20 protein-coding genes and 1 other RNA gene are annotated in these 20,819 nt (G+C 39.4%); 10 read left to right on the top strand and 11 right to left on the bottom strand.

Annotated elements, in window-relative coordinates; translation table 11 throughout:
• Window positions 1-5: 5 nt before the first annotated feature.
• Both DWA30_RS07105 and DWA30_RS07100 read right to left on the bottom strand, forming a co-directional pair.
• Window positions 6-1,325: an MFS transporter gene (locus tag DWA30_RS07105; protein ID WP_114491844.1), complete on the bottom strand. Its 1,320-nt coding sequence runs from the start codon at window positions 1,323-1,325 to the stop codon at window positions 6-8.
• Between the two features lie 73 nt (window positions 1,326-1,398).
• Complete coding sequence (locus DWA30_RS07100) at window positions 1,399-2,220, bottom strand: M48 family metallopeptidase (RefSeq protein WP_114491843.1); 822 nt, start codon at window positions 2,218-2,220, stop codon at window positions 1,399-1,401.
• Window positions 2,221-2,434: 214 nt separating this feature from the next.
• Between DWA30_RS07100 and DWA30_RS07095 the strand changes: the two genes are divergently transcribed.
• From DWA30_RS07095 to lpdA, 4 genes are all read left to right on the top strand, one after another.
• Window positions 2,435-2,929 (top strand): collagen-like protein, encoded by a 495-nt coding sequence (locus tag DWA30_RS07095; protein WP_114491842.1) that lies wholly within the window; start codon window positions 2,435-2,437, stop codon window positions 2,927-2,929.
• 22 nt (window positions 2,930-2,951) lie between these two features.
• The gene (gene msrB, locus DWA30_RS07090) at window positions 2,952-3,443 is read left to right on the top strand and encodes a peptide-methionine (R)-S-oxide reductase MsrB (protein WP_114491841.1); all 492 of its coding nucleotides are present in this window, start codon (window positions 2,952-2,954) and stop codon (window positions 3,441-3,443) included.
• Window positions 3,436-3,837 carry a peptide-methionine (R)-S-oxide reductase MsrB gene (msrB, locus tag DWA30_RS07085; RefSeq protein ID WP_114491840.1) on the top strand — a complete coding sequence of 134 codons (402 nt, stop codon included), beginning with the start codon at window positions 3,436-3,438 and terminating at the stop codon, window positions 3,835-3,837. Before msrB (DWA30_RS07090) ends, msrB (DWA30_RS07085) begins: the two co-directional genes overlap by 8 nt.
• Window positions 3,838-3,973: 136 nt before the next feature.
• On the top strand, window positions 3,974-5,350 hold the full coding sequence (gene lpdA / locus DWA30_RS07080; protein WP_114491839.1) for a dihydrolipoyl dehydrogenase: 1,377 nt from the start codon (window positions 3,974-3,976) through the stop codon (window positions 5,348-5,350).
• Window positions 5,351-5,457: 107 nt separating this feature from the next.
• Here the strand turns inward: lpdA and aroQ are convergent, their stop codons facing one another.
• The 3 genes from aroQ to DWA30_RS07065 form a co-directional block, all read right to left on the bottom strand.
• The gene (gene aroQ, locus DWA30_RS07075) at window positions 5,458-5,877 is read right to left on the bottom strand and encodes a type II 3-dehydroquinate dehydratase (RefSeq protein ID WP_114491838.1); all 420 of its coding nucleotides are present in this window, start codon (window positions 5,875-5,877) and stop codon (window positions 5,458-5,460) included.
• 69 nt (window positions 5,878-5,946) lie between these two features.
• Window positions 5,947-6,501 (bottom strand): porin family protein, encoded by a 555-nt coding sequence (locus DWA30_RS07070; protein WP_114491837.1) that lies wholly within the window; start codon window positions 6,499-6,501, stop codon window positions 5,947-5,949.
• Between the two features lie 231 nt (window positions 6,502-6,732).
• Complete coding sequence (locus DWA30_RS07065; RefSeq protein ID WP_114491836.1) at window positions 6,733-7,269, bottom strand: porin family protein; 537 nt, start codon at window positions 7,267-7,269, stop codon at window positions 6,733-6,735.
• A 127-nt stretch (window positions 7,270-7,396) separates the two neighbouring features.
• Here DWA30_RS07065 and xerD point away from each other — a divergent pair, with 127 nt between their 5' ends.
• Together xerD and DWA30_RS07055 are read left to right on the top strand one after the other, a co-directional pair.
• Window positions 7,397-8,293: a site-specific tyrosine recombinase XerD gene (xerD, locus tag DWA30_RS07060; RefSeq protein WP_114491835.1), complete on the top strand. Its 897-nt coding sequence runs from the start codon at window positions 7,397-7,399 to the stop codon at window positions 8,291-8,293.
• Window positions 8,294-8,395: 102 nt separating this feature from the next.
• Complete coding sequence (locus DWA30_RS07055) at window positions 8,396-9,343, top strand: aldo/keto reductase (protein WP_114491834.1); 948 nt, start codon at window positions 8,396-8,398, stop codon at window positions 9,341-9,343.
• Between the two features lie 100 nt (window positions 9,344-9,443).
• On the opposite strand, the gene rny is transcribed toward DWA30_RS07055, so the two are convergent.
• From rny to DWA30_RS07035, 4 genes are all read right to left on the bottom strand, one after another.
• Window positions 9,444-11,009, bottom strand: coding sequence for a ribonuclease Y (gene rny / locus DWA30_RS07050; RefSeq protein WP_114491833.1), 1,566 nt, complete (start codon window positions 11,007-11,009; stop codon window positions 9,444-9,446).
• Between the two features lie 54 nt (window positions 11,010-11,063).
• Window positions 11,064-11,171, bottom strand: a non-coding RNA gene (gene ssrS, locus DWA30_RS07045) — 6S RNA.
• A gap of 54 nt (window positions 11,172-11,225) precedes the next feature.
• Window positions 11,226-11,516 (bottom strand): cell division protein ZapA, encoded by a 291-nt coding sequence (locus DWA30_RS07040; protein ID WP_114491832.1) that lies wholly within the window; start codon window positions 11,514-11,516, stop codon window positions 11,226-11,228.
• A gap of 6 nt (window positions 11,517-11,522) precedes the next feature.
• Window positions 11,523-11,813, bottom strand: coding sequence for a coiled-coil domain-containing protein (locus DWA30_RS07035; protein WP_114491831.1), 291 nt, complete (start codon window positions 11,811-11,813; stop codon window positions 11,523-11,525).
• A gap of 151 nt (window positions 11,814-11,964) precedes the next feature.
• Between DWA30_RS07035 and DWA30_RS07030 the strand changes: the two genes are divergently transcribed.
• Both DWA30_RS07030 and DWA30_RS07025 read left to right on the top strand, forming a co-directional pair.
• The gene (locus DWA30_RS07030) at window positions 11,965-13,647 is read left to right on the top strand and encodes a M23 family metallopeptidase (protein ID WP_114491830.1); all 1,683 of its coding nucleotides are present in this window, start codon (window positions 11,965-11,967) and stop codon (window positions 13,645-13,647) included.
• A gap of 14 nt (window positions 13,648-13,661) precedes the next feature.
• Window positions 13,662-16,124, top strand: coding sequence for a TonB-dependent receptor (locus DWA30_RS07025; protein WP_114491829.1), 2,463 nt, complete (start codon window positions 13,662-13,664; stop codon window positions 16,122-16,124).
• A gap of 8 nt (window positions 16,125-16,132) precedes the next feature.
• Here the strand turns inward: DWA30_RS07025 and DWA30_RS07020 are convergent, their stop codons facing one another.
• Window positions 16,133-17,281, bottom strand: coding sequence for a cysteine desulfurase family protein (locus DWA30_RS07020; protein WP_114491828.1), 1,149 nt, complete (start codon window positions 17,279-17,281; stop codon window positions 16,133-16,135).
• Window positions 17,282-17,375: 94 nt separating this feature from the next.
• Between DWA30_RS07020 and DWA30_RS07015 the strand changes: the two genes are divergently transcribed.
• Complete coding sequence (locus tag DWA30_RS07015) at window positions 17,376-18,245, top strand: hypothetical protein (RefSeq protein ID WP_114491827.1); 870 nt, start codon at window positions 17,376-17,378, stop codon at window positions 18,243-18,245.
• On the opposite strand, the gene DWA30_RS07010 is transcribed toward DWA30_RS07015, so the two are convergent.
• Window positions 18,242-18,790 (bottom strand): DUF8465 domain-containing protein, encoded by a 549-nt coding sequence (locus DWA30_RS07010; RefSeq protein ID WP_114491826.1) that lies wholly within the window; start codon window positions 18,788-18,790, stop codon window positions 18,242-18,244. The genes DWA30_RS07015 and DWA30_RS07010 overlap by 4 nt on opposite strands.
• 178 nt (window positions 18,791-18,968) lie before the next feature.
• On the opposite strand from DWA30_RS07010, the gene DWA30_RS07005 reads away from it, so the two are divergent.
• A partial coding sequence (locus DWA30_RS07005; RefSeq protein ID WP_114491825.1) for a hypothetical protein occupies window positions 18,969-20,819 on the top strand: 1,851 nt, incomplete at its 3' end.

Here is a 20,819-nt window from a genome sequence, read left to right as displayed (position 1 = left end):
ATTGTCTATTTGATAGAATTTCGAGGGACCCTTACTAACAAAATGACGCCCACGATAAAGAATAGAATAAAAAATAAAATAGCATAACGTATGCTTCCGGTCAATTGAGCGACATAACCGTAACTAAACATCCCAATTACGATCCCGATTTTTTCAGAAACATCATAAAAACTAAAGTAGGAAGCTGTGTCTATAGCGTTCTCGGGAATAAGTTTTGAATAGGTAGATCTTGATAATGACTGTATTCCTCCCATGACCAAACCTACTACCGAGGCGGTCGCATAAAATTGTACGGGTGTCGTGATGGTATAAGCGTATACGCAGATTCCGATCCAGATCAAGTTTAGTACAATGAGTGTAGGAATATTTCCGAAGCGAGCAGAAGAACGAGACGTTAGCATAGCTCCTACCACTGCAACCAATTGAATAAGCAATATACTTACTATGAGTCCGGTGGTAGCATCGGTATCCCCCCACTCTAATTCCTCGATTCCAAAATACGTGGCTACCAACATTATGGTTTGTACAGCCATGCTGTAGACAAAGAACGCGAGAAGATATCGTTTTAATTGGATGTTATCCTTTAAGCTTCGCCATATCGTTCGTAGTTCTTTAAAACCATTGAACAATAAGTTTCTCGTAAATGTTGCTTTTTTATTTCCCTTCGGAAGGTAATAATAGGTATATTGACTAAACCCGATCCACCACAGGCCGGTAAGGACAAAAGACAATCGCGTGGGGAGCCCTTCGTCTTCAAAACCGAAAGTTTCATGCATAAGGATCATTGCCAGACACACCAGCAGTAATATCACACTACCAATATAGCCTAGAGAATATCCCTTGGCACTTATGCGGTCTTGTTGTTCGGGAAAGGCAATATCTGGTAGGTAAGAATTGTAAAACACAAGACTGGCCCAAAATCCTATTAATGCTAAAAAGTAGCACAAGAGCCCAAACCACAAATGGTCCATCGAAAACCAAAACAAACCAATACACGAAAGTGCTCCCAAGTAACAGAAGAACTTCATAAACACTTTTTTGTTTCCAACGTAATCCGCGATTCCGCTTAGCAACGGACTCAATATCGAAACCACCAAAAAAGCGGCAGCTGTCACATAGCTAATTAAGGTGTCGTTGTTAAAATCGATCCCCAGAAAAGTAACCGTATCGTCTATTATCTTTCCATTCTCTTTGGTAAGTGTTAGTGCTCCGTAGAAAATAGGGAATATTGCAGATGCAATAACGAGACTATACACCGAATTCGCCCAGTCGTAAAAAGCCCAAGCATGCAGTAATTTCTTACTGCCTTTAGGAAGGTTGACCATGTTTTTTAAATTGGTTATTAAAAAATCCCGCCAAAAGCGGGATTCTAAAGTAAACAAATATCTTGTCTTTTACTTATTTCTTAAAATTTGTTACACCAAACTTACGTGCCTCTGCTTTCGCTTCGGGCGCCCAAGCTTGAATGTTGCGAATTCGGGTATCACTTGATGGGTGTGTACTTAAAAACTCTGGTGGTGATCCGCCTCCCTGCTGTTTCATGCGTTGCCATAGATTGGCAGCAACTATGGGGTCGTACCCTGCAATTGCCATAAGTGTTAACCCAATGCGATCGGCTTCTGTTTCGTGTTTTCTACTAAAAGGCAGTAATACACCAACTTGAGTTCCTATTCCATACGCTGTATTAAAAATTTGCTGATTTTTAGGATCGTTTCCTAAGGCTAGATTTCCGGCTACGGCGCCTAATGATTGTAGTTGGGCAGCGCTCATTCGTTGTTGTCCGTGATTTGCTAGCGCGTGAGCAACCTCATGTCCCATGACCGCGGCAACACCTGCTTCATTTTGTGTGACTGGCATAATTCCGGTATAGAAAACAATCTTACCTCCCGGCATAGCCCATGCATTTACCGCCGGGTCTTCTATAAGGTTATATTCCCAACGATAGTCGTTTAAATAACCCGGGTATCCATTAGCAGTTAAATAACGTTCGGAGGCCGCTGCGATCTTCTGACCTACGTTTTGAATCATACGTGCATCCGAAGTTCCTCTAACAACTTTATTCTCAGACAGAAATTGATTGTATTGCTGAAATGCCATTGGTAGAATTTGCGAATTGGGAACAAGAGCCAACGTTTGCTTTCCGGTGAACGGATTTGTGGTTGTACAGGCAATTGCAAATACTAGCATTGCTATAATGGAAAGGGTCTTTTTAAATCTCATGGTTATGTGTTTATATTTTGCTCCTCTAAAATAAGGATATAAAACAGTATAGAGTTATAAAAAAAATATAAAAGACCTCGGGAAGTATCAATTTTAGTTAAACTATTCAAAAATTAAAACGATTGCAATAAATCATTAGTTATTTTAAACACAAATAGCATCCTTAGAAAATAATGGAATAGCTTTTGATTGTATTCTGAAAAAACATAACATCATGAAACAATTCTTTCTTTTTTTCGCAGTAGCAACTACGCTTTTATTTACGTCCTGTACCGATGAGACCATCATTGAAGAAAACTTTTATCTAGGACAAACCTTTGAAGTTACGACCGACTTCAGTTTTAATCCGAACGCGAATTTATACGAAACATTGATCACCATACCTGGTAATATTGAAGTATTTGAATCGGATGCTATTTTGGTATACCGCCTTGAAAAAACGGTGCAAGCACCCGATGGTTCAGGAGCAGATGCCTGGTCTCAACTTCCTCAAAACTTCTTTTTACAAAATGGTGACATCATTCAATATGTATTTAATCACACATTCTTTGATGTTGAAGTACTTATCGACGGTGATTACGATCCCGTCGCGTTAGGAACTGAGTTTACCGACGACCAAGTCTTTAGAATTGTCGTAGTTCCTTCAGAATTTGCAGATGCAAATCTAACAATGGACGAAGCGATCGAAACATTCAATTTGCATTTATAAATTTTTAACCAACTAAAAAAAGATGAAAAAGTTAATATTATTTGGGCTTGCATTGGCCTTATTCAGTTGTAAATCGCCCGCACAGGACAACACTGATGATAAGGAAGATACCGCATTTAAAGTTCAAAAGACCGAAGCCGAATGGAGGGCAGAACTTTCCGAAGAGGAATTTCATATTCTTAGAGAAGCAGGTACCGAACCTCCCTTTTCAAGTGAGCTAAACAAAAAGTACGAACCGGGCACCTATGTGTGTGCAGCTTGTGAAACTCCCCTATTTGAAGGAGAACACAAATTTGATAGCGGTACCGGCTGGCCCAGTTTTGATCGTGCTATAGAAGGTAATGTGGCGTACTCTACCGATAATAAAATTGGCTACACGCGGGTCGAAGAACATTGTGCCACCTGTGGGGGTCACCTAGGACATGTCTTTGATGATGGTCCGCCGGAAACCACCGGCAAACGTCACTGTGTTAATGGCGCCGCATTAGATTTTATCCCGAATAATAATGAGTAAAAAGAAATATCCCATAGAAAAAACAGAAGCCGAGTGGCGTGAGGAATTGGGTGATGAACGCTATCGTATACTGCGAATGAAAGGTACGGAACGGCCGCATACCGGTAAATACAACCTTCATTTTGAGGATGGAACATACAAATGTGGTGCGTGTAATACCCCACTATTTGAGAGTGACAGTAAATTTGAAAGCAGTTGTGGTTGGCCATCTTTTGACGACGCGATAGAAGGTGCCATAGAATATGTTCGGGATACGACACACGGCATGATTCGAACCGAAATTTTGTGTTCAAATTGTGGAAGTCATTTAGGACATGTGTTTAACGACGGTCCTACGAATACCGGCCGACGCTATTGTGTGAATTCACTATCGGTCGATTTTGACAACGAATAAATAGGGATACCATCAAATTAAATTCCGGCATTCAACAAATCTGAATGTCGGAATTTTGTTTTTTACGCCTTTTCTATTTCATTACGCAGACATTTTGTAATTTCGTGTCCACAAATTAGTGACTTAAAACAAGAATATGAGTAAATACGATATTATAGTGTTAGGAAGTGGCCCGGGCGGGTATGTTACCGCGATTAGAGCGTCACAATTAGGATTTAAAACTGCAGTTATAGAAAAGGAAAATCTAGGTGGTGTCTGTCTTAATTGGGGTTGTATCCCAACAAAAGCCTTACTTAAAAGTGCTCAAGTATTCGATTATTTAAAGCATGCCGAAGATTATGGTCTTTCCGTTAAGGAAGCTGATAAAGACTTCGGAAAGGTTATAGAGCGCAGTCGTGGTGTTGCAGATGGAATGAGTAAAGGAGTTCAATTCCTAATGAAGAAAAATAAGATCGATGTTATTGATGGCTTCGGAAAGCTCAAACCCGGTAAGAAGGTGGAAGTAGACGGTAAAGAATACAGTGCCGATCATATAATTATTGCCACCGGAGCGCGTTCTAGAGAATTACCTAATTTGAAGCAGGACGGTAAAAAAGTGATTGGATATAGAGAAGCTATGTCGCTCGATAAGCAACCAAAAAGCATGATCGTGGTAGGAAGTGGTGCCATAGGCGTAGAATTTGCTCATTTCTATAACAGTATGGGTACCGAAGTGACCATCGTAGAATACCTTCCAACCTTAGTACCGCTAGAAGATGAAGAAGTGTCAAAGCAATTTGAACGCTCCTTTAAAAAGGCAGGGATCAAAGTGATGACAAACGCTTCCGTAGAAAAACTCGATACTTCAGGAAAAGGCGTTAAAGCGACAGTTAAAACGAAAAAAGGAGAAGAAACACTAGAAGCAGATATCGTGCTTTCTGCGGTTGGTATTACCTCAAATTTAGAAAATATAGGCATAGAAGATGTCGGAATCGTTGTCGATAAGGACAAGATCATCGTAAACGATTGGTACCAAACCAATATCCCCGGTTATTATGCCATTGGTGATGTGGTTCCGGGTCCTGCTTTAGCACATGTAGCATCTGCCGAAGGTATAATTTGCGTAGAGAAGATCGCGGGAGAACACGTAGAGGCATTAGATTATGGCAACATACCGGGCTGTACTTACGCCACACCGGAAATTGCCAGTGTAGGGATGACCGAAAAGCAGGCAAAAGAAGCCGGATACGAATTGAAAGTTGGTAAATTTCCATTTTCAGCCAGCGGTAAAGCGAGTGCCGCAGGAACCAAAGACGGATTTGTAAAAGTAATTTATGATGCTAAGTATGGTGAGTGGCTTGGCTGCCATATGATTGGCGCCGGAGTAACCGATATGATTGCTGAAGCTGTTCTTGGTCGAAAATTAGAGACCACAGGACATGAAGTATTAAAAGCTGTACATCCACACCCTACCATGAGTGAGGCCGTGATGGAAGCTACAGCCGATGCCTACGGTGAAGTAATTCATCTGTAAGAACGACTGCTTAAAAAGTTGAAAAGTGGATTTGATTTATCAGATCCACTTTTTTTTATGAATTATTTCCAAGATGTAAACGGCATAAAAGATCGTATGGCTTACGATTAATCGTTTATAAAACTTTGGACAGCCAATTCGTAGCTTTGTAATCCAAAGCCAAGAATGATCCCTTTTGCGTTGGGCGCAATAAAGGATTGATGCCTAAACTCTTCTCGGGAGAACGTATTGGAAATATGAACTTCTACTACCGGGGTGTTGATTGCTTTTACCGCATCGCCAATACCAACAGAGGTATGGGTATAGGCGGCGGCATTTAGTATAATTCCGTCGAACTCATACCCAACTTCCTGCAGTTTGTCTATTAATTCACCTTCAATATTAGATTGGAAGTGAGAAAGTTCTATTGTTTTAAATTTGAATTGAAGCTTTGAAAAGAAATCTTGAAAGGTTTCATCGCCATAGATGTCATTTTCTCGCTTTCCCAACAGGTTTAGGTTGGGCCCATTTATAATTATCAGTTTAATAGTTTAAAGATAATCAAATAAAAAAACGGAAGCTGTTAAGCTTCCGTCTTAATGTATTTAAATTTATTCTTAGTTAAAGAACCATCCAACAGATAAGCTGACAACAGAGTTAGTAGCGTCTGCATCTTCAACGAAATCGGTGAAACCAATTACGTAACGTGCTTGAAAGAACAAGCCTAAGTCTGGTAAACGGTATTGTGCACCGGCTCCAACTCCAAGATCAAGTGTTTCAACGTCGTCGATATCTGCCTCATCGTCATCATCCTTAACTTTTCCACTTACGTTTATTCCTACTTGAGGCCCTCCTTGCAGGCTTAAACCGTCTGCGATAGTGAAGTCTGCCATGATTGGAATGTTAATGTAGTCTAAGTTGATATCTACATCATCAAAAGAAGCTCCTTGAGAAGAGTAGATCAATTCAGGCTGTACTGCAAAAAGTTCAGTAATTCCAATGTTAGCGACTGCACCAACATGGAAACTGGTACGACCATCAAGGTCATCGGCACCGTCACCATTTAAAGATGCAAAGTTAGCACCTGCCTTAGCTCCAAAGCTTATACCCTGGGCATTCATAGCGGTGATTCCAAATACTGCAATGGCAGCACATAAAAATAATTTTTTCATAATTGTGTTTTTATTAGTTAATAGTGTAAAGCTACTAAATAAATCGGCTTCCTCCTTAGGGGTAGGTGCACACAATTATGAACATAGTTATTAACAGTCTATTTATCAGTATTTTATAGCTCTATCATGTTGTTCTATTTAGAATTATTATAAAAGAAAAAGCGAGAAATGATCATTCTCGCCTTTTCTATTACTTTGCGCTTTACGCGCAATTCTTTATAGCCCTATGTCTTAGAGAAATGAATATCCAAGCGACAAGGTAACCACGCTGTTCTTTCCTCCATCGTCTGTTATATCGGAAAGACCGAAATTATATCGTGCATCGATTCGCAATCCTAACGGTAGGTCATAACCTACTCCGGCCACTCCGGAGAGGTCAAAAGATTCAGCCTCTGCAATATCTCCAAAGATATCGTCAAAATTGTCATCTACTACAAAACCAAATTGAGGTCCGGCGTGTATGTGTAATCCTTTCACCAAAAAATATTTAATTACTACCGGCACGTTTACATAGTTAAGATCGATCTTGTCTATGTCGAAATCGGCCCCTTGTTGAGAGTATAATAAATCTGCTTGCATTCCTATCTTATCATTGAACTTCCCTCCTACAAAGGCACCTACCACGAAACCGGTACGACCATCGAGGTCACCCGAAACATCGTTTATATTAGCAAAGTTAACCCCTGCTTTTAACCCCAGATCGAGACTCTGGGCGAAAGTTGTTGTGGAAAATAAGACTACGATCGCAACTAAAATTAGCTTTTTCATAAAGGTTATATTTTTAAGTTAAAGAATTAAAGATACTTGAAATGAAAGATACAGTATGTGAAAATACTGTGAAAATATATTTTAAAGGTTGATTAGGTCCTTTATTCGGTTTTAGTACATTTAAACCATGAAATGGGATATAGCCTTAAAATCGTATACCGATTACCTTCGGATAGAACGCGGACTTTCAGAAAATACCATTAAAAATTACAGTTTTGATATTCAGAAGTTGATGCAATGGTTAGATGATCAAGAAATGGCGGATTCCCCTATTTCTATTTCCGAAGAAATCCTGCAACAATTCATCTATGCCATGGCAAAAGAACTAAACCCCAGTTCTCAAAGTAGACTAATTTCGGGGTTAAAGGGCTTTTTTGCTTATCTCTTATTTGAAGAATACCGAACAACCAATCCGATGCAGCTTATGGAAAGCCCTAAGATGGGGAGAAAACTACCAGACACGCTTTCGGTGAGTGAGATAGACGCTATCATTGGTGCTATCGACTTGAGTACACCACAAGGCGAACGCAATAGGGCTATCTTGGAAACCCTATATGGTTGCGGACTACGAGTTTCTGAACTTATTGAATTGAAATTATCGGATCTCTACTTTGAAGAAGGCTTTATAAAAGTGACCGGAAAAGGAAACAAACAACGATTAATCCCTATTGGCAACTTAACAATCAAGTATATCAACGTATACCGCAAAGAGATTAGAGTACATCAAGAAATTCATTCCTCGGCTAAAGACACCTTGTTTTTAAATAGGCGTGGCAAGGGATTAAGTCGTGCCATGATCTTTACAATCGTTAAAAACTTAACAGAAAAAGCAGGTATTCGAAAAACAGTGAGTCCTCACACCTTTCGCCATTCGTTCGCTACTCATTTATTAGAAAATGGGGCAAACTTAAGAGCTATTCAGCAAATGCTGGGTCACGAGAGTATTACAACCACAGAAATCTATACGCATATAGATAAAACGCACCTCACTCAAGTAATGAACACGTATCATCCTAGAAAATAACATCCGTCCCAGGTTAAAAAAACGCTAAAGTGTACACTATTCTTGAATTGACAGCAAAGCTTTTGTATTTTAATAAGAGAAAAATTATAAAAAGAATAGACTATGAAAACATTAGAATTTGATAACGGCGATAGCATGCATGCTATTGGTCTAGGAACTTGGAAAGCAAAAGGTAACGAAGTAAAACAGGCGGTGAAAGATGCGTTACACAGTGGTGTTAGACATATTGACACAGCTGCAGTTTATGGAAACGAATCTGAAATTGGTGAAGCGCTTGCCGAAGTTTTTGCAGAAGGCAAAATATTACGAGAAGATGTATTCGTCACCTCCAAATTATGGAATGATGCACATAAAGAAGGTTATGTAATACCTGCATTACAAGATTCCTTGAAGAAACTTCAGTTAGATTATTTAGACCTGTACTTGGTTCATTGGCCGGTTGCTTTTAAGCCAAATACAGACTTCCCTTCTTCTCCATCCGATTATTACTCGTTAGACGAAGTACCACTTATAGAAACTTGGAAACAAATGGAGACTGCCAAAGAAAGCGGTTATACGCGTCATATTGGTGTTTCTAATTTTAGTAAGAAGAAATTAAAGACATTGCTTGAAAAGGCTAAGATCAAACCGGAAATGAATCAGGTAGAATTACATCCACTGCTTCAGCAGGACGATCTTTTAGAGTTTTGTAAAGAACACAACATACATGTGACCGGATATTCTCCGTTAGGCTCCGGCGATAGATCGAAAGAAATGAAAGGTGAAGATGAACCCAATTTAATGGAACTTTCAGAAATAAAAGATATTGCTAAAAAACACAATGCGACGGCACCTCAAGTTCTCGTAAGCTGGCAAGCTCACCGTGGAACGGCAGTTATTCCGAAGTCAACCACAAAAGAACATATCAAATCTAACTTTAAAGCTGCAAATGTCACGTTGGATGCAGACGATATGAAAACCATTTCGAAACTGGATCGCAATTATAGATTTATTACCGGAAAATTCTTTGAAGCACCCGAAAAGGGCTACGAGAATATCTATGATGAATAAACTGTCATAAGGTCAACGATACTAATAACAATCTGTAAACAAAAAAAGCGAAGTGTCTTAAAAGATACTTCGCTTTTCTTTTAGTTATTGCTATTGCTTCTTATTTAGCCACGTTAACTGCTCTCGTTTCTCGAATTACGGTTACCTTAACTTGGCCCGGATAGGTCATATCGGTTTGGATCTTTTGGGAGATCTCAAAAGATAACTGCGCTGCTTTATCATCACTTACTTTATCGCTCTCGACCATTACACGTAATTCTCTTCCTGCTTGGATAGCATAGGCTTTGTTTACGCCATTAAATCCAAAAGCAATATCTTCAAGGTCCTTTAAACGTTGGATATACGAATCTAACACTTGTCGTCTCGCACCCGGTCTGGCACCGCTTATCGCATCACAAACCTGTACGATTGGTGATAATAAGTTGGTCATTTCGATCTCATCATGATGTGCCCCAATAGCGTTACACACTTCAGGTTTCTCTCCATATTTTTCGGCCCACTGCATACCGAGAATTGCGTGTGGTACTTCAGTTTCGGTTTCAGGGACTTTCCCGATATCATGTAACAATCCGGCACGTTTTGCGAGTTTTGGGTTTAATCCTAGCTCGGATGCCATTACACCACATAATTTTGCCACTTCGCGCGAGTGATGTAGTAAGTTTTGTCCATAAGACGATCTGTATTTCATTCTACCGACCGCTTTTATCAATTCAGGGTTCAATCCGTGAATTCCTAGATCGATCACAGTTCGTTTACCAACCTCGATGATCTCTTCTTCTATCTGTTTGCTTGTCTTACGAACCACTTCTTCAATTCGAGCGGGATGTATACGGCCATCGGTAACCAATTTGTGTAAAGAAAGGCGAGCAACTTCTCTACGTACACTATCGAAACAAGAAAGAATAATGGCTTCAGGGGTATCATCAACTATGATCTCTACGCCAGTTGCAGCTTCGATGGCACGAATGTTTCGACCTTCTCGTCCAATGATCCTACCTTTTACATCATCGCTTTCTAAATTAAAAACAGACACACAATTTTCTATGGCTTCTTCGGTACCAATACGCTGTATGGTATTAATAATGATCTTTTTCGCCTCTTGTTGTGCTGTCATTTTAGCTTCTTCGACGGTAGATTGAATATACGCCATCGCATCGGTTTTGGCCTCTTCTTTCAGGCTCTCCATTAATTGCGTTTTGGCGTCTTCGGCCGAGAGACTTGAAATGACTTCCAGCTGTTCTATCTGACTTCGATGCAATTTGTCGACTTCGTTTTGTTTCTTCTCTAAGAAGGAAAGACGTTCGTTAAAATCGTTCTTTTTTGCTTCTATCTCGTTGTTGAGCTTTTTTGTTTTACTAAGTTCACTTGATACTTTAGATTCTTTATCGCGAGTACGCTTTTCGGCCTCACTCATCTTCTTCTCTCGATTTAATATGACCTTCTCATGTTCGGTCTTAAGCTCAATAAATTTTTCTTTGGCTTGCAGTATTTTTTCTTTCTTTATGCTTTCACCGTCTGATTTTGCTTCTTTAATAATGGAAGCGGCACTTTTCTTTGCATTCTTAACAAGCTGGGACGCATTGTTCTTTTCTATGAGCTTGGCGATTAAAAAACCTACTGCCAGACCTACAATTCCAATAATTATAAATGTAACTATGTTATCCATTTTGGGTTGTGTTTATATATAAAAAAAGCCTACATTAATAGATGCATTTTGAATAAACTCCTTAAAAACAAGTTTAGGGCTAACAAGCTGGTCAAGTATCCGCTCAAAGACGGCTCGCTTTTACAACTTCAACTCACCCTTTTTAAAGAATTCGTGTTGAGTTTACCAAAAAATAATATTAATGTAGGCAGTAACCTATTTGTATTTTAAAGAACGTTATGACATATGATCTTCTAACAACTGATTTAAGGCTTGCAGCCTATTCTCTGTATGTTCTGTATCCTGTGTCGTATTTAGTTGTTTTTGTTCTACCTGCGCCGCAAATTGTAGGGCACTCATGGCTAATACATCCTGCTTATCGCGAACGGCATAACTTTTTTCAAACCTTTTAATCATTTCCTCTATCTTTTTAGCGGCCAACCGCAATCCCTCTTCTTGAGCGGGATCAATGGTTAATGGGTACACCCTGTCTGCTATAGATAATTTTATTTTTAATTGGTTCGACATATTTTTTTATTCGGAAAGTTGGGTAATACATTGGTCAATTTCCCGAACTAAAGCATTTATCTTGAGCTTTGTATCTCGTTTGTATTGGTCACTGCCAAGCATTGAATTAGCTAACTTTAATGAGTTGCAGGTGTCACGCCATTCGTCAATTTCATCCTGCGCCTGGCGCTGTTGCGATTGTAAAACTGTTAATTCGGCCTCGAGTTTTGCGTTTTCTTGCTTCAAAATCACGTGTTGTTGAAGCAAGGTACTAATTCTATTTTCAAGCGTATCAACAATTTCCGAAAGTTTGCTCATTAAGGGTTTCTTTCAATACTTGTTACACAAAGTTAACATACCAATCCAAATAAGGCAACTGTTTTCTATTATTTTTTGTAATATTGAAGTATCGTCACAATAATTTCACCTCACTCCCATTTTATTTAACGTATATTATTATTTTAGGCACATGAAAAAGCTATGGCTCGGGCTATTGTTATTGGTGGTAACAGCCCATGGACAACACATTCCTACCGATTATTTTGAAAATCCATTAGAAATCCCGCTCATACTCTCCGGAAGTTTTGGAGAATTGAGAAGTAATCACTTTCACAGCGGTCTTGATATTAAGACACAACAACGGGAAGGCATTCCTATTTATGCCCCTGCCGATGGGTATGTAAGTAGAATCAAGGTGGCACATTACGGTTACGGAAAGGCATTGTATATTAAACATCCTAATGGATACAGCACCGTATATGCCCATTTACAACAATATGCAGGTGATATTCAAGCTTATATAAAAGAGCAACAATATAAAAAAGAATCGTTCGAGATAGAGCTGTATCCTAGTGCAGATCGGTTGCCGGTTAAAAAAGGAGACATTATTGGATATACCGGTAACAGCGGTAGCAGCGGTGGACCACATCTACATTATGAAATTCGTGATGCCGCTTCTCGTCCAATGAATCCGATGCTCTTCGGAATAGAAGTACCCGACCACAAAAAACCCCTTGTCAATGCTGTAATGGCCTACCCCATTGGTGAAAATGCGCATATTAACCAACAGCAAGACCCAATTAAATTACGGCTTATATTACAACAAGACGGATCGTATAAGGCCGAAAAGATCACTGCGCTCGGCAAAATTGGATTTGGTGTTTCCACCAACGACCAATTAGACGGGGCCTCTAATAAAAATGGTGTTTATACTATTAGCAGCACTTACAATGGAGCTAATGTGTTTAACGTTCGTTTCGAGAAGTTCTCTTTTGACGAAACTAGATATTTAAACCGCTATATCGATTATGGCTATTACCAAAACAATCGTACACGCGTACAGAAATTATTTAGAGAAACGAATAACCCACTAAGTATTATTAAAGAAGAAACCGACAACGGATACGTCACTGTAAAAGATGGTTTTACCTCAAATTACAATATTTCAATTACCGATTATAAAGGCAATGAGGTCCAGATCGTAATTCCTATAGAAGGAGCCGATCTACCGGATGTAAAACCAAAAACCGTGAATCGCACCGATGACTACATTTATGCAAATCAGGCGACTTCTATCACCAAAGGAAAGTTTAGTCTATATATACCTGCCAATAGCTTATATGAAGACACCTATTTAGATATTGAAGTTCGGGGTGATACACTTCACTTTCATGATGATGTGGTTCCTTTGCATCGCAATGTCACAATAAGTGTTGACGCCTCCAATTATTCAGCTTCAGATATGAGCAAATTGTATATTGGCCGATTGAATTACCGTGGCGACCCTTATTACAATACTACTTATAAAAAAGGAAATAAATTATCGGCCAGAACAAGAACTATGGGCTCTTACGTTCTGGTTTCAGACACGACCGGTCCCACGATCTCACCCGTAAACTTCGACGATGGCAAATGGATTAGTAGCAATAAGACCCTCAAAATAAAGATAGAAGATGACCTAAGTGGCGTGAGTACCTACCGAGCTACCATAAACGGAAAGTTCATATTGACGGAATATAATTATAAAACCGACGTTCTAACTTATGATTTTGATGACAATGTTGTTACCGAAACTGAAAATAATTTGAAAGTAATCGTTGTTGATAATGTGGGAAATAGTACTACATTTGAAGCAACATTTTTCAGAAAATAACTCAACTTAGGCTTTTGAAAACTTCATCTTTACCGATTTTCCTGCTATTCTTATTATCTACTACCCTCCTATTTGCGCAACAAGCAACCCTGCGTGGCATAGTGTTAGACGAGAACAATATATCTTTAGGTGGTGCTAATGTGATTATTGATGGCGGCGGAACACTAACCAACCTCAATGGATTTTACTTATTGGAAATACCTGCAAATCAAGAGGTAACCGTAACTTTTTCGCATGTAGGACAGAAAAGTGTGAAAGTAACTTTTAATTTAGAGACCAACGAAGATTTCGAGTTCAACCCTGTATTAAAAACCGATGTAGAACAAATAGAAACGGTTGTACTTACAGGTCGAGACAATCGCAGCGCACAAACTATTATAAGTATAAGTCCGGAGACCATTCGGAAAATTCCAGGTGCCAATGCCGGTGTAGAAAACCTGTTAAAAACATTGCCAGGGGTTAGTGGAACCAACGAGTTGAGTACGCAGTACACAGTACGTGGAGGAAATTTTGATGAAAACCTGGTGTATGTAAATGAAGTTGAAGTATATCGACCTTTCCTTATTAGAAGCGGTCAACAAGAAGGTTTGAGTTTTGTAAATAGCGATCTAACGGCTAATGTAGATTTTTCTGCCGGTGGATTTCAAGCAAAGTATGGAGATAAGCTTTCTTCCGTATTAGATATTACCTATAGACGGCCTACCAACTTTGGAGCTTCACTCGATCTTAGTTTGTTAGGGGCCAGTGCTTCCGTAGAAGGGATTTCCAAGAACGGACGACTTACTGGTATTGTTGGATTACGTTATAGGGATAACAGTTTGTTTGTAGATGCAAAACAAACTGAAACCAACTATCGACCTACTTTCGCCGATGCGCAAACGTATTTAACCTACAAGTTCAATAATAAATTTGAGTTGGGTTTCCTCGGAAACTTATCTGTAAACAACTATAGCTACGAACCCTTGACACGCCAAACTAACTTTGGAACGATTGCCAACCCGATCGCTTTGTTGGTATTCTATGAAGGGCAGGAAGAAGATCGATACGACACGTATTTTGGCGCACTAAAAGGAACCTATGTAATTTCAGACAACTATACGGCAAAACTTATTGGATCGGTCTACCAAACGACCGAACAGGAATATTACGATATTTTAGCCCAGTACCGTTTGGGAGAGGTAAATACCGATATTGGTGGCGAGGACCTTGGTGAAGTTGAATTTAGCGAAGGAATTGGTTCACAATTAACACATGCCAGAAATGACCTAGACGCATTGATCGTAAATCTTGAGCATAAAGGAAATATAGAAATAAACGACAATAGTTTCGAATATGGAATCAAATATACCATGGAGGATATTCGAGACCGAGTACAAGAATATGAAATTATAGATTCGGCCGGTTTTTCGATTCGGCCTCCAATTCAAGATTTTGTAAACAATCAGCCTTACGAACCATTTGATGCTGAAATCGTGCCATTTACCGACATTCGTGCATTTAACGATGTACAGATCAATCGCTTTTCCGGCTATGCGCAATGGAGCCGCCGAACGTCCTGGGGAACGAATGAGATCTGGCTTAATGCCGGCGTAAGAGCCCATAACTGGACTGTAAGTGGAGAAAACATTAAAAATACCACACAAACCGTCTTTAGCCCGAGAGGACAAATCGCTTTAAAGCCTGATTGGGATATGGATATGTTGTTCAAACTATCCGGAGGAGTGTATCACCAACCACCGTTTTATCGAGAATTACGAGACTCTACCGGAACCGTGCGTCCGGGTGTTAAAGCACAACAGGCCGTCCATATCGTTTTAGGAAATGATTATAGCTTCGATCTTTGGGATAGACCTTTTACCTTAAATTCTGAAATATACTACAAGAATTTAACCGATGTAAACCCTTATACCATAGAGAACGTTCGTATTCGTTACCGTGCACGTAACAATGCCGTTGCCTATGCTTATGGTCTAGATCTCCGATTAACCGGTGAGTTTGTTCCTGGAACAGAAAGCTGGGTGAGCTTTGGTTATCTAAAGACAGAGGAAAATATAAATGATCGTGGGTATATATTTAGACCTACCGATCAGCGCTTAAAGTTTTCGGTGCTATTTCAGGATTATGTTAAGATCTTTCCCGACCTAAAAATGTATTTGAACCTAACTTACAACACCGGATTGCCAGGTGGTTCGCCTAGTTACGCCGATCCATACGATTTTCAAACACGACTTCGCGATTATAAGCGCGCTGATGTCGGGGTGTCGTATGTAATTGTAAATGAGGATAAATTACGAGACAGCGGATGGCTAAAACCGTTCAAGGAGCTTACTTTGGGCGCCGAAATCTTTAATATATTCGATGTGCAGAATTCTATTACCAATACATTTGTAAGAGACGTATACACAAAAACACAATATTCGATCCCAAACTTCCTTACGCCTCGAGTTTTCAACGTTCGAGCAACAATGAAGTTTTAAAAACAGGTCTATTCGTCTATGAATTCCTTTAACACATCGATGACGTAATCTACTTCGTCTGTGGTGTTAAAACTTGAAAAGGAGAATCTAAGTGAAGGTTTCTTAAGGTCTTCTTCGGAAAGAATTGCGTTAAGAACGTGCGATCCGTTCGAGCTACCACTTTGGCATGCGCTCCCTTTAGAGCAGGCAATACCTTTTAGGTCTAATTGAAACAACAGCAACATAGACTTTTCCGCAGAAATAGGTAAACATACATTTAATAAGGTGTACGTACTTCTATCGTTATCGTCACATCCACCATTGAATTTCACTCCGGGAATTTCGGCCAGAAGACGTTTCTTAAAATAATTTTTCAACTCCATTACATGAGCTCTTTCTTTTTCGAGGTTGGTGTAGGCTAGTTTAAGAGCTTCAGACATACCTGCAATGGCATAAACAGCTTCGGTTCCGGCACGCAGCCCGCGCTCTTGTTCCCCACCAAAGATCAATGGCTTCAAACCAGTATTCTTCCGAATAAAAGCAAAGCCGGCGCCTTTTGGTCCGTGAAATTTATGCGCTGCTACTGCGGCAAAATCAATAGGAATTTCAGCAAAATCCACTTCGAAATGCCCAACAGACTGTACTGTATCGCTATGAAACAAGGCATTGTGCTCCTTGCACAGCTTGGCTACCGATTTAATATCGAGTATGTTTCCAATTTCATTGTTTACGTGCATAAGACTTACTAAGGTCTTTTCGTCACCTTGCTCTAATAATCGTTTAAGATCATCATGATCTACGTGGCCACATTCGTCCAACGCAACATAATCGACCGTGATTCCAAATTTTTCCTTTAACGAATTGACGGTATAAAGCACCGCATGATGCTCTATCTTACTCGTAATAATTCGCTTTACGCCTAGGTCACGCACACAACTATTTAAGATGAGATTATCCGCCTCTGTTCCGCCGGAAGTGAAAATTATTTCAGAAGCAGACACGTTTAGATAACTAGCGATCTCTTTTCTAGCATTTTCAAGTAAAGATTTAGATGATCGTCCGTAAGAATGTGTAGATGAAGGGTTTCCGTATTCTGTTTTTAATACTTCAGATATACATCGAATTACTTCACTGCGTAATTCGGTAGTCGCTGCGCTATCAAAATATACTTTTCTCATAGTCGCAAAAATACGTATTAAAATAAATTTTAAAACGTTTCAGTTGTAAAGAATTGCGTTATTTTGTAAGCAAGCTGAATTTTCTATACTCCTTATGAAAAATATTGTTTGTAGTTTACTTATTGGTTTGTTGTTAATTTCCTGCGATGATGGAGATATAATTGTAACCTCATTTGATTTTGAAGACGCCTCATTAGAAAATTGTCAAGGTGATGACATCTACGTGTTCTTTAAGATCAATACATTGGCTGCTGAAAGTATTTCTCTAGCGATCAACACTTCGCAAACCTTGTTTTTAGCAACTGGAACTACAACGTATCAAATAAGCAATTCGACAAACCGTGTAAATTATCGAAAATATTCAGAATCGATCACTGCCAATTATTTTTGTAGCAGCATTCCCCCCACCAGTCCGGAAGTGACCGTTAATTATCTTAGTTCATCGGGAACTGCCACACTTATTACCACAGCCGTTCTAGACGATAATGACAATTTGGAAGAAGCCGAAAATCAAGAATTAGACAGCGATAATGATGGGTTACCAAATTATTATGATTTCGACGATGATGGCGATAATGTACCAACAGCAATAGAATTAGGACCGAACCCGGATGAGCCACAAGACTCAGATGGTGATGGCACACCTGATTATTTAGATATTGATGATGATAACGACGGGGTGCTAACGAGAAATGAAGATGCAAACATGGACCTTGATCCTACGAATGATGTGAACGGTACGCAAGGGTTGCCGGATTATTTAGATGATAGTATAACCGAAGAAACCATAATCGCCATGTTCCGTGAACATCGATATACGATAAACAGTGATGTACAAGTATTTATAACCGATTTGGTATTAGAAGGCGAAGGGGAAACAATTACACAAGAAAGTCTCGATCTCGGCGAAATTATAGATGTACTGTCTGATGAAATCCCAGTAACGCCAAATTTCCCTAACTAAGGCGTTTTATTCTGAAAAATATAGACTTCGGTGGCTCCTCGGCCGTACTTTTTATAATCGGCATCGTAATATTTCACATTATCATAGCGACGGAAGAGATATTCCAGTTCCGCACGAAGGACTCCTTCTCCCACACCGTGAACAAAAACAACGCGTTGCATTTTTTTCTTAATGGCAAAATCTAGTTGTCGTTTAGCTGTATCTACCTGAATGGTTAACATTTCGTGATTGCTAAGTCCTTTTGTTTTAGGCACTAACTGTTGTATATGTAGATCGATCACCATAGGAGGCCGACTTCGTTCTTTGGGTTTGATATGTGGTGCTTTTTTTCGCTTTTTTGTCTCTTTTTCTGAAAGTACTTCGTTAATATCGGCAGGTAAAAAATCTGATTTTGCAAGTACGTTATCTATAACTACAAGTTCGTCTGCCTCAAATTCCATATCGAAACCATCATTGGTCTCTATGTAAACCGTCTCAGATTCCATCGATTTTATCACCCCCGAAATTGCCTCATCTAGCACCGATACCTGATCCCCTACTTTCATTTTAATAAGAATTTTCTTGCAAATTATAACTTTCTACTATATATTGCGTAACAATCTAAGGCTTAAAATATTATGTTTTAAGATGAAAAATAAGCCTTAATTGAAAAATATTTTTAATTTTACCCCGTGAACATTGGAGTGTTACCCCAAATAGCACTTCAAATTTAAAAACAAAAATATGAAAAACCTACTACTCAGTTCAGCTTTGCTGCTTACTACAACACTTGCATTTGCACAGTTGTATGTTGCCCCCAACACTACCACTAGTACAGATTCATACATTTATGTTAACGACCAAGTCGTTTTTGTAGAACAAGGAATTGATCTTAACGAAAACGCTTTCGACCCCGATACTGAAGCCAGTATTTATTTAAGAAACGAATCACAATTAGTACAGGGAACCTCTTCCACTCCAAACAGCGGTGATGGATATATTTCTGTATATCAAGATAGTCATTCAGACTCTTACGATTATAACTATTGGGCATCACCTATTGGAAACCCAACACTTGGTGCCAGCGGAAATCAAAATTTTGGGTTTACACGTGTTTTCGATTCTATTACCAACACCCGTTCTGTGGTAACCAATACGAATCCGTTTGTAAACAGTTATGGATCTGGTTCTGGATCAGCAATTCCATTAGAGATTTCTCGAAGATGGTTATATATGTTACCCTCAGGTTCCTCGTGGGTAAGAATTAACACGGCAGATGTTGTCCCTGCAGGGTTTGGATTTACAATGAAAGGTACAAACGTGACTACTCACACAAATATGTATGTAGATCCTAACAATCAACGGTATGATTTTAGAGGACGCCCAAACAACGGAAATATCGACGTATCTGTAGTCGCAGGCTCTTCTGTACTATCGGGAAATCCATATCCCTCGGCATTAGACTTAAACCGAGTTTTTTACGATACCGGAGCTAGTGACCCAGATGGTACTATAAATACAACGAACCAAGAAATTACTGAAATTAGATATTGGGACGAAGATCGAAGTATTAACTCTCACCTATATATCGACAATCAAGGAGGTTATGGAACATGGGTGCCATTGGGAAGTAATCCAAATTCCGCGAATCCTGGAGCCTATACGCAGGCCACGTTCTTTAATTATTATGGGGACGGAAGCCAAGGAAATTCGTCCGGGAATATGGGTGAAAGTGTAGAAAGAAGATATGCGCCTATTGGCCAAGGATTCGTGATTAAAACAAATGCTACAGGGACCATTACTTTTAAGAACAAACATCGCGTTTACGTAAAAGAAGGTGTTGCGAACAATTCACAATTCCGAAGTGCATCAAACACAACCAATCCTAGTTCGGGTGCTGTTATTGTAGATGCAGATCCAAACCCGGATCCTAATCCAAATGAAGGTATTTTACCTCAAATACGTATTTATTCTTCTATTGGAGAATCGCACGTTCGCGATATGTTATTGGTATTTAGCGATCAAGCGACTGATTATTTTGATTGGGGATATGATGCTTATCATCCAATGGGTGTAGCCTTAGGAGATGCCTATTGGCCTATTCCTGTTGAAGATGAATATAAGGCCTTCGTGATTCAATCATTGCCATATGCTTTCGAAAAGCAAATTCCTTACGGACTAAAAGTAAATTCTACGCAAAAAATTAGAGTTGAAGCAGTAGAAGAGATTAATATGCCGACCGAGGATGCTTACCTATTCGATAGCGAAATGAACACTTACTCAAAGATTACCGGTGGTGAAGCTGCAGAGTTTGTTCTGTCTCCAGGAGACTACGACGATCGTTTTTATATTGTATTTAGAGCACCATTAGACAGAACTCCAGAATTATTAGGAGAAGAAACTGTTGAAGAAACAAAAGCTTCATTAGACTTTTTCCAGAACAATCGTGTTGGACAGCTAGAAGTTGGTAATCCGGAAGGTTACGAACTATCTTCGGCTAACGTTTTCGACATGAGCGGAAAATTAGTTATTAGTGAAAATAACTTAGGAAATAGCACACGATTTACATTCCCTACTGCGACCTTAAGTGACGGA

The sequence above is a fragment of the Candidatus Ulvibacter alkanivorans genome, assembly GCF_003333325.1.
Lineage (GTDB): Bacteria > Bacteroidota > Bacteroidia > Flavobacteriales > Flavobacteriaceae > Ulvibacter_A > Ulvibacter_A alkanivorans.
This window is presented reverse-complemented; position numbering and strand designations above follow the sequence as displayed.

Coding starts and splice junctions, on each gene's coding strand:
- DWA30_RS07105 (WP_114491844.1), bottom strand. CDS start 1,325: ATGGTCAACCTTCCTAAAGGCAGTAAGAAATTACTGCATGCTTGGGCT.
- DWA30_RS07100 (WP_114491843.1), bottom strand. CDS start 2,220: ATGAGATTTAAAAAGACCCTTTCCATTATAGCAATGCTAGTATTTGCA.
- DWA30_RS07095 (WP_114491842.1), top strand. CDS start 2,435: ATGAAACAATTCTTTCTTTTTTTCGCAGTAGCAACTACGCTTTTATTT.
- msrB (WP_114491841.1), top strand. CDS start 2,952: ATGAAAAAGTTAATATTATTTGGGCTTGCATTGGCCTTATTCAGTTGT.
- msrB (WP_114491840.1), top strand. CDS start 3,436: ATGAGTAAAAAGAAATATCCCATAGAAAAAACAGAAGCCGAGTGGCGT.
- lpdA (WP_114491839.1), top strand. CDS start 3,974: ATGAGTAAATACGATATTATAGTGTTAGGAAGTGGCCCGGGCGGGTAT.
- DWA30_RS07070 (WP_114491837.1), bottom strand. CDS start 6,501: ATGAAAAAATTATTTTTATGTGCTGCCATTGCAGTATTTGGAATCACC.
- DWA30_RS07065 (WP_114491836.1), bottom strand. CDS start 7,269: ATGAAAAAGCTAATTTTAGTTGCGATCGTAGTCTTATTTTCCACAACA.
- xerD (WP_114491835.1), top strand. CDS start 7,397: ATGAAATGGGATATAGCCTTAAAATCGTATACCGATTACCTTCGGATA.
- DWA30_RS07055 (WP_114491834.1), top strand. CDS start 8,396: ATGAAAACATTAGAATTTGATAACGGCGATAGCATGCATGCTATTGGT.
- rny (WP_114491833.1), bottom strand. CDS start 11,009: ATGGATAACATAGTTACATTTATAATTATTGGAATTGTAGGTCTGGCA.
- DWA30_RS07040 (WP_114491832.1), bottom strand. CDS start 11,516: ATGTCGAACCAATTAAAAATAAAATTATCTATAGCAGACAGGGTGTAC.
- DWA30_RS07035 (WP_114491831.1), bottom strand. CDS start 11,813: ATGAGCAAACTTTCGGAAATTGTTGATACGCTTGAAAATAGAATTAGT.
- DWA30_RS07030 (WP_114491830.1), top strand. CDS start 11,965: ATGAAAAAGCTATGGCTCGGGCTATTGTTATTGGTGGTAACAGCCCAT.
- DWA30_RS07020 (WP_114491828.1), bottom strand. CDS start 17,281: ATGAGAAAAGTATATTTTGATAGCGCAGCGACTACCGAATTACGCAGT.
- DWA30_RS07015 (WP_114491827.1), top strand. CDS start 17,376: ATGAAAAATATTGTTTGTAGTTTACTTATTGGTTTGTTGTTAATTTCC.
- DWA30_RS07010 (WP_114491826.1), bottom strand. CDS start 18,790: ATGAAAGTAGGGGATCAGGTATCGGTGCTAGATGAGGCAATTTCGGGG.